The sequence below is a fragment of the Myxococcus vastator genome (genome assembly GCF_010894475.1).
GTDB lineage: Bacteria > Myxococcota > Myxococcia > Myxococcales > Myxococcaceae > Myxococcus > Myxococcus vastator.
Map to the genome: position 1 here is coordinate 1 of NZ_JAAIYB010000873.1, position 1135 is coordinate 1135.

1 protein-coding gene is annotated in these 1135 nt (G+C 72.9%); it reads right to left on the reverse strand.

Translation table 11 applies throughout. The features are described 5' to 3' along the window. Positions 1-226: 226 nt before the first annotated feature. A partial coding sequence (truB, locus tag G4D87_RS38010; RefSeq protein WP_240358947.1) for a tRNA pseudouridine(55) synthase TruB occupies positions 227-1135 on the reverse strand: 909 nt, incomplete at its 5' end.

Consider the following 1135-nt stretch of genomic DNA (forward strand, 5'->3'; position numbering starts at 1 on the left):
GTGCTGGAGCGTGATGTCCTGTCCTATTGCGCGGGGCGTGCCACACACCGACTCCGGCGAGCCCACCTGAGCGCCCCGAGTCTTTTCAATGAGTTATGAATTCGGGTGTCGTTTTCCTGGGGCCGTGCGGGGTGGTGACAACTGTCATCACCGGTGACAACCGTCATCACCGGGACGGCCCCCAGGTGGTGACTCTTGTCACCGGTGGCCCCTCCCGCGCGCGGGCCTACAGCCCTCCGCGCAGCTCCAGCTCGCTCCACAGCGCGCCGTCGCGCTCCCGTAGCAGGAAGGTGAGGCGGCCCTGGTGGAAGCCTCGCACGGGCGCCTCCGGGTCCGGGAAACCGGGGGGCAGCTTCCAGTCCGGGGGCAGGAGGCCGCTCGCGGGGATGGGGCGCTCGCGGCGCAGCTCGCCCACCTCCGCGTCCGTGAGCGTCCGCACGCGGGCCCAGGGCAGCAGCTCGCGCCCGTGCAGCCACCCGCGTTGCTCCGGCTCCGGGTCCGCCCAGGGGCCAATCGCCGCGCGCCGCAGGGTGGACAGGTGCGCCCCACAGCCCAGCGCGCGCCCCACGTCCCGGGCCAGCGCGCGCACGTAGTAGCCCCCGCGGCAGCTCAGCCACAGGCGGCTGGCGCGCGGCAGGTCATGGGACAGCCAGCGCGCCGCGTGCAGGTACACGCGCGAGGGCGGCAGCTCCACGGCTTCTCCCCGGTGCGCCTTCCGGTATGCGGGCTCGCCTCCCACCTTCTTCGCGCTGGTCGCCGGAGGCACCTGCTCCCGCCAGCCCACGAAGGACGCCAGCGCCGCGTCCAGGGACTCGGGCGTCAGCGCCGCCGTCTCTCCCTGGAGGACGGGCCGGCCGTGCAGGTCCCCCGTGTCCGTCTCCGTGCCCCAGATGACCTCCGCCTCGTAGACCTTGGGCACGGCGTGCAGCAGCTCGAACAGGCGCGGCGCCTGCCCCACCAGCACCAGCAGCAACCCTTCCGCGAAGGGGTCCAGCGTCCCGCCATGGCACACCGGGATGCGCTTGCCCGGCTGCGCGGCCTTCGCCTCCTCCATGAACCGCTGCACCACCGAGAAGCTCGTGGCGCCCACCGGCTTGTGGACCCGGTAGATGCCCGGACTCAGTTTCCCTCCCAC